Source organism: Streptomyces sp. NPDC094147 (genome assembly GCF_044764265.1).
Classification (GTDB): Bacteria; Actinomycetota; Actinomycetes; order Streptomycetales; family Streptomycetaceae; genus Streptomyces.
On the sequence record NZ_JBIWHT010000029.1, the window covers coordinates 65,485 to 71,629 of the forward strand.

A 6,145-nucleotide genomic window follows, 5' to 3' on the forward strand; every position below is an offset into this window, starting at 1 on the left:
CTTCGCTTCCTGCCCCTTGAGGACGTCATGACTACGCACCCGAGCACCACCACGGCCACGACGACCACGGACCCCGAGGGCGTCCGTGACCTGTGGCACGCCTGGAACGCCCTGTGGAACGGGGAGTTGGACCTCTCCCGCGCCCACGAGGTGATCGCCGACGACTTCACCGTCCACGCCACCAGCCTCGCCGACCGGATGGCGACCGCCGACACTGCCTCGATCACCGACCGGGACGGACTCACCGCCTGGATCGCCGGAACCCGGTCCGCCCTCGCCGAGCTGCGCTTCACCGACGAGCCCGGACCCATCGTCGACGGCGACCTGGTGGCGGGCCGCTACCGGGCCACCGCCGTGCACCGCGGGGGCGCGCCCGGTGCCACCGCGGCGCTGGGCACCCGCACCGAACACGTCGGCATCAACATCCTGCGCGTCGAGAACGGCCGGTTCACCGAGTACTGGACCGTCGCGGACACCTTGGGCCTGCTGACCCAGCTGGGTCTGATCCCGTCCTGACCATCACCGGCAACTCCCCTCTGAAAGGCACATCATGACCACTGCACAGGTGGACACCCCCCCGGTGGCCGCCCCGGTCCGCCCGGACCGGCGCAGGACACTGGCCGCCGGTGTGATCTCGGCCGGCATCCTCATCTCCACACTCGATCTGACCATCGTCAATGTGGCCTTCCCCGCCATCAGCGCGGACTTCGCGGGCGCCACGGCGGCCAGCCTGTCGTGGGTACTCAACGGCTACGCGATCGTCTTCGCCGCCCTGCTCATTCCCGCCGGACGGTTCGCCGACCGGTACGGCATGAAGAGCGTCTTCCTCGCCGGGCTCGCACTGTTCACGCTGGCCTCCGGGCTGTGCGCGATCGCGCCGTCGCTGACCTTCCTGATCGCCGCGCGCGTCCTGCAGTCAGTGGGCGCGGCGGCACTGGGCCCCACCTCGATGGGGCTGCTGATGGTGACGTACGGGCCGGGGCAGCGCGCCGCGGCGATGCGGGTGTGGGCGACGGCCGCCGGCACGGCCGCGGCCTCCGGGCCCCTTGTCGGCGGCGTACTGGTCAACGTCTCCTGGCCCTGGATCTTCATCGTCAACCTGCCCATCGGCGTGCTCGCCCTGATCCTCGGCGTGAAGGTACTCGGCACCGGCGCAACGTCCAAGGAACGGCCGGCGATGCCCGACCTGCTGGGATCCGTGCTGCTCGCCGTGGCCATCGGTCTGCTGTCGCTCGGCATCGTGCAGGCCCCGGCCTGGGGTTGGGGCTCGGCGCGTGTGGTGGGCAGCCTGGTCGGCGCGGTGGTGCTGACCGCAGTGCTGCTGCGGCGCTCGGCGCGGCATGCGAGCCCGGTGGTCGATCTGGCGCTGCTGCGCATCCGCGACTTCTCGATCGCCAATGTGGCCTCCGCCCTGTACTACGTGAGCTTCGCGGCCACGGTGCTCTCGGTGTCGCTGTGGTGCCAGGACATCTGGGGCTGGTCAGCCCTGGCGACCGGTCTCGCCATGGCGCCGGGGAACCTGCTGCTGCCGTTCCTGTCGGCCCTCTCCGGCAAGCTGGCGGCACGCGTGGGCCAGGTGTGGTCCGTGGCGCTCGGCTCCGGGGTCATCGCGATCGGCGCCGGCTGGTGGGCGCTGGCGGTCACCGTGCACCCGGACTACGTGTGGGGGATGCTGCCCGGTGTACTGCTGACCCGGATCGGCATGGGGCTGTCGCTGGCACCGCTGATGGGCGCGAGCGCACGCGAACTGCCGCCGGCCTCGGTGGCGACCGGCTCGGGGCTGAACAACATGGTGCGCCAGGTCGGCTTCGTCCTCGGCGTGTCCGTGCTGATCGCCATCATCGGCACCCCGGGCGGCGGCACGGCGGCGCTGGACGCCTTCCGCGCCGGGTGGTGGTTCACTGCAGCAGCGGCGGCCGCCACCTCGCTGGCGGCACTGTTCCTCCGCCCCGACCGTCCCGCACGGCCCGCCAAGGCGGGCTGACCTCGCACGCACCGGGGCTCCGCACCTTCCAGGTGCGGGGCCCCGGTGCGTTGCCGAGGAGGGCTCGGTGTGGCGGTAGGGCAACGGGCTCCGGCTACCCGACCGGCACAGCCAGGACGGGACAACAGGCCTGCCCGCTACAGCAGTTGACTGCCGGGCAGCTGGACCCGGAGCTGGGCGTAGACGTCCAGGAGGTCGTCGGAGAGCCAGTACCCGTCGATCCTGCCCTCGTCGTCGAGGCGGAGCACATCCGTGCCGCTGTAGCGCACCGGCGCCCCGGGCTCGGCCCGGACGCCCGGCGGGCGGGCGCCGCCGTCCCACTTCGCCTCGCAGCACCAGCGGCCGGTCAGGTACCGGCCTCCGTCGGCGTCCCGCACGGCGAACGGCCCCAGCACGGTAGTGAACCGCGCTTCGCGGAAAGTCGTCCGGAACGAGACGATCCACGAAGCGAGCGCGGCCCCGTCCCTGATCGTCGCGCCATCGGGCATGCCCGCAGTCGGCAGGCGAGTGTGCAGTTCCTCGCCGATCAGATCCGCGGCCGCGGTGAAGTCACCGTTCCACAGGTCGATCCAGCGATCCCACACCTCGGCCCCGCCGTCCCCCTCCCCCGTCCGCTCCCCGTCGCGCCGTGCCTGCCCGGCCCCGGTGCTCTCCTCAAGCCGGCGGTGCCACACGTCGTCCATCGTCTCCTCCTTGGTGACGGTCCTGCCCTGGCCCCGCTACAGATCGCCGCAGTTCCACGGCAGGTACAAGGCCCGGCGGAGGTATCCAGCACCCACGGGACCGGATCTGTAGGGGTGTTGGAACGAAATCGAGCGAGGAGAGCAGACATGACCGATCCGATACGCCGGGTGGCGATCGTCACCGGCGGCAGCCGCGGCATAGGGCGCGCCGTCGCCGTACGACTCGCAGCCGAGGGCTACGACATCGGGTTCTGCGCGCGCAGCGAGTCGGCGGCCGCGCGGGAGACCGCCGACCTGATCCTCGGCCAGGGCGCCCGGTACCTCTTCGACGCCTGCGACGTTGCCGACCACGAGTCGGTGAATACCTTCGTCAAGCGCGTCGAGGAAGAACTCGGCCCCGTGCGGGCACTCGTCAACTCGGCCGGGATCGTCAAGGACAACGCCCTGGTGATGATGCCGGTGGCGGACTGGCACAGCGTCATCGACACCAACCTGACCGGCACCTTCAACTTCTGCCGGGCGGTGGGCTTTCCCATGCTGAAACGGCGCACCGGCACGGTCGTCAACATCTCGTCCGTGGCCGGCGTGTACGGGCATGCGACGCAGGCCAACTACGCGGCCTCCAAGGCGGGTGTGCACGGCATGAGCCGCACCTTCGCCAAGGAGACGGCCCGCTATGGCATCCGCGTCAACGTCGTGGCGCCCGGCTTCATCGACACCGACATGACGGACCAGTTGTCCGACCGCGCCCGCAAGGAGGCCCTGGGCATGGTGCCGATGCGCCGCTTCGGCACCGCCGAAGATGTGGCGGACCTGACCGCGTTCCTGGTGTCCGAGCAGGCCGCCTACATCACCGGGCAGGTGTTTCAGGTGGACGGCGGCGTCGCCCTGTGAGGCCGGCCACGGGCCGGCTGCCGCCGGACGGCCTCGACGTGTGGTGGATGGCCGTACCTCCCCGACAGGACGCCGAGGCCGACCGGCGCACCACCGAGTGGGCGCAGGCTCTGCTGGACCCGCTGCAGACACAGCGGGCCGCACGGCTGCGCCAGCCCGAGCGGCGGCACCGGTTCATCTCGGCCCATGCCGGGCTGCGCCTGTTGCTCTCGCACTACCTGGGCGCCGCTCCGGCACGCGTCGCCCTGCACCGGGCCGCCTGCGGCCATTGCGGCGGCGCACACGGCAAGCCCTATGCGGAGGACGGTGCGCTGCACTTCTCCATGTCGCACTCCGGCCAGGGCGTGCTGTACGCGTTCGCGCCCCGGCCGGTGGGCATCGACCTGGAGACCGCACCGCTCCGGGCGGGCGCGGAGGACCGGCTGGCCGGCTATCTGCACCCCGAGGAGCAGACCGATCTGGCGGCGCTGCCGCCGGGCGAGCGGGCCTCCGCGTTCCTGCGCTGCTGGGTGCGAAAGGAGGCCTATCTCAAGGGGATCGGCGTCGGTATCGCGCACGGTGTCGACGGGGTCCGGGTGGGCCTCGGGGCCCGCCCGGGGAGGCCGGGCGCGGTGTCCGAAGGGGACGGCGGCTGGCGCCTGGTGGATGTGAACGTCCCCACCGGTTTCGTCGCCGCGGCCGCGTACCCGGGCGATCGGCCACGGCTGCGCGGCCGAGTGCTGCCGCTGATTCGTGCGCTCGCGTGAAGTTCGAACCAGGACTTCGAACCCGAACAAGGAAGCGGGCCGGTACGGTGCGGATATGGCCCGCACCGTACCGGCCCGCCGTGGCGAAGGAGGCAGTTCCATGGACGAGAAGACGTTGGTGACATGGCTGCGCGAGGCCCCGGCGGACGAGCCTCCGGCCGCGCTGGTCCATGAGGTCGCCTCCTGGCCGGCCCCGGGCACCGAGCGGTGGTCCGCCGACGGAGGGTGTGTGGAGGAGTAGGTCGAGATGCACGGCCGGGGGTGCAACCCTGGGCGCCGCACGGCGCACACGACGGCGAGGTCGCGCCGGTGACACGGGTACAGCCGCGCGAAGGCCTCCGCGGCTCCGGCCCCAGGAGGGTGAGCTGACGCCCGGCGGGCGCGCGCCTGGTGGCGCCGACGCCAGTGGGATCGCGTCATTGCCCGGTCGCGGTCCGCAGCATGGCGGCGCACACCCGGCCGCCGACTGCCGAGTGTGCGCCGGCGAGGCAGTGGCCGGTCTCGTCGGGCTCGGCGAGGCCCCGGCGGGCCGGCATCGGGCGCTGCCGGGTGGGTTCGTCACCGTCGAACCCGGACACGGCGAACGCGGCGGGCGAGCGGGCTGCGGCCCGGTCACTGGGACACCCGCCCTTCGGGCCCCTATCTGCGGACCGCCACTGCCGGGCTTCGGTCGGGGCCCGGCCGATGAGGCGGTCGATGCGGGCCGTGGACCTGCTGAGACGTGGGCACGGCCACGCCGTAGGAGGGCCGATGGTCTTCGCGGAAGCGGCGGACATGAACGTCCTGGCCGCGGGCGAAGTCCGCGGTGACCCGGCCCAGGGGCAGGAGCGGGGCGCCGGAGCGTCCTCGATGGGGGTCCCCTTTGGTCTTCAAGACCTTGGGGGAGGAGCTACCAGGGCGTTTCGGCAACGCGGCATGGGCCCCCTGGTCCTTAAGACCTTGGGGGAGTGCGTGCCAGACGCCGCGGACCCAGGCGGGGTTAAGACACAGGCTCTTGCTCCTCGCCGCCGGGGCGAGCCGCACGCAGCGAGGCGAGTTCCTCCGCCAGGCGGCGCAGTGCCCGGCCTCGGAGTGGTCCCACGGAGCCGCGGGCGACGCCCAGCGTGCGACTGATCTCGTCGTAGCCGGGGGCCGGGTCCGCGCTGATCAGGGCCAGCAGGGCCTGGTCGCGGGACGGCAGCCGACGCAGCGCGGTGAGGACCTCGGCGCGGCGTTCATGACGGAGCACGTGGTGATCGGGGGCGTCGCCAGCCTCGGTCGACTGGCGTTCGAACTTGGCGCTGTCCCCGATCGGGAGGTACCGGCCCTCGCGGGCCAGTTGCTTGAGGCTCTCACGGCGGGCGCAGGTCGTCAGCCAGTCCGCGAAGCGGTGCGGCTCGCGCACCTTGGCCAGGTGCTGATATGCCCTCAGCCAGGTGAGCTGGTACACCTCTTCACAGTCCTGGTTGCCGAGACGGTGGGACCGGGCGATCTTCCACACCAGCGGGGAGTAGCGCTCGACCAGGGCCCGCCAGGCGGGCTGCGCACCCTCGAGGCATCGACGTACCAGGGTCGCGGTGTCCGCGACGGCATCCGTCTCCTTGGCGCATGTGAGCGCCTGCGCCGGGGACGTCATGGGGCTCGCCTCCTTCCTGGAGTGGTTGTCTCTCGTGGTTGGGTCACTTCGGTTTCTTCGGGCAGGGTTTCGGGGGGGGGGGGGGGGGGGGGGGGGGGGGGGGGGGGGGGGGGGGGCCCCCCCCCCCCGCGACCCCGCCGCACGCTACAGGTGCGCCCCGTAGAACAGCTCTTCCACCACCGCCCGCGCACGCCGCGTAAGGCGCCGGTAGTCCTCCAGCATG

General features: G+C 72.3%; 8 protein-coding genes. 5 read left to right on the plus strand and 3 right to left on the minus strand.

Going from position 1 to position 6,145, the window contains the following annotated elements; genetic code table 11:
- Positions 1–27: 27 nt before the first annotated feature.
- Both ACIQ8J_RS29840 and ACIQ8J_RS29845 read left to right on the plus strand, forming a co-directional pair.
- Complete coding sequence (locus ACIQ8J_RS29840; RefSeq protein ID WP_403276856.1) at positions 28–516, plus strand: ester cyclase; 489 nt, start codon at positions 28–30, stop codon at positions 514–516.
- Positions 517–550: 34 nt separating this feature from the next.
- The gene (locus tag ACIQ8J_RS29845) at positions 551–1,984 is read left to right on the plus strand and encodes a DHA2 family efflux MFS transporter permease subunit (protein WP_403276857.1); all 1,434 of its coding nucleotides are present in this window, start codon (positions 551–553) and stop codon (positions 1,982–1,984) included.
- A 137-nt stretch (positions 1,985–2,121) separates the two neighbouring features.
- On the opposite strand, the gene ACIQ8J_RS29850 is transcribed toward ACIQ8J_RS29845, so the two are convergent.
- Positions 2,122–2,667: a hypothetical protein gene (locus ACIQ8J_RS29850; RefSeq protein ID WP_403276859.1), complete on the minus strand. Its 546-nt coding sequence runs from the start codon at positions 2,665–2,667 to the stop codon at positions 2,122–2,124.
- Positions 2,668–2,814: 147 nt separating this feature from the next.
- Here ACIQ8J_RS29850 and fabG point away from each other — a divergent pair, with 147 nt between their 5' ends.
- From fabG to ACIQ8J_RS29865, 3 genes are all read left to right on the plus strand, one after another.
- Positions 2,815–3,561 carry a 3-oxoacyl-[acyl-carrier-protein] reductase gene (fabG, locus tag ACIQ8J_RS29855; RefSeq protein ID WP_403276861.1) on the plus strand — a complete coding sequence of 249 codons (747 nt, stop codon included), beginning with the start codon at positions 2,815–2,817 and terminating at the stop codon, positions 3,559–3,561.
- Positions 3,558–4,307, plus strand: coding sequence for a 4'-phosphopantetheinyl transferase family protein (locus ACIQ8J_RS29860; RefSeq protein ID WP_403276864.1), 750 nt, complete (start codon positions 3,558–3,560; stop codon positions 4,305–4,307). Before fabG ends, ACIQ8J_RS29860 begins: the two co-directional genes overlap by 4 nt.
- 100 nt (positions 4,308–4,407) lie before the next feature.
- A complete protein-coding gene (locus tag ACIQ8J_RS29865) occupies positions 4,408–4,548 on the plus strand; it encodes a hypothetical protein (protein ID WP_403276865.1) in 141 nt (46 codons plus the stop codon).
- Between the two features lie 175 nt (positions 4,549–4,723).
- On the opposite strand, the gene ACIQ8J_RS29870 is transcribed toward ACIQ8J_RS29865, so the two are convergent.
- On the minus strand, positions 4,724–5,083 hold the full coding sequence (locus tag ACIQ8J_RS29870; RefSeq protein ID WP_403276867.1) for a hypothetical protein: 360 nt from the start codon (positions 5,081–5,083) through the stop codon (positions 4,724–4,726).
- A 203-nt stretch (positions 5,084–5,286) separates the two neighbouring features.
- On the minus strand, positions 5,287–5,922 hold the full coding sequence (locus ACIQ8J_RS29875) for an RNA polymerase sigma factor (RefSeq protein ID WP_403276868.1): 636 nt from the start codon (positions 5,920–5,922) through the stop codon (positions 5,287–5,289).
- Between the last annotated feature and the right edge of the window lie 223 nt (positions 5,923–6,145).

Coding starts and splice junctions, on each gene's coding strand:
- ACIQ8J_RS29845 (WP_403276857.1), top strand. CDS start 551: ATGACCACTGCACAGGTGGACACCCCCCCGGTGGCCGCCCCGGTCCGC.
- fabG (WP_403276861.1), top strand. CDS start 2,815: ATGACCGATCCGATACGCCGGGTGGCGATCGTCACCGGCGGCAGCCGC.
- ACIQ8J_RS29865 (WP_403276865.1), top strand. CDS start 4,408: ATGGACGAGAAGACGTTGGTGACATGGCTGCGCGAGGCCCCGGCGGAC.
- ACIQ8J_RS29870 (WP_403276867.1), bottom strand. CDS start 5,083: ATGTCCGCCGCTTCCGCGAAGACCATCGGCCCTCCTACGGCGTGGCCG.
- ACIQ8J_RS29875 (WP_403276868.1), bottom strand. CDS start 5,922: ATGACGTCCCCGGCGCAGGCGCTCACATGCGCCAAGGAGACGGATGCC.
- ACIQ8J_RS29840 (WP_403276856.1), top strand. CDS start 28: ATGACTACGCACCCGAGCACCACCACGGCCACGACGACCACGGACCCC.
- ACIQ8J_RS29850 (WP_403276859.1), bottom strand. CDS start 2,667: ATGGACGACGTGTGGCACCGCCGGCTTGAGGAGAGCACCGGGGCCGGG.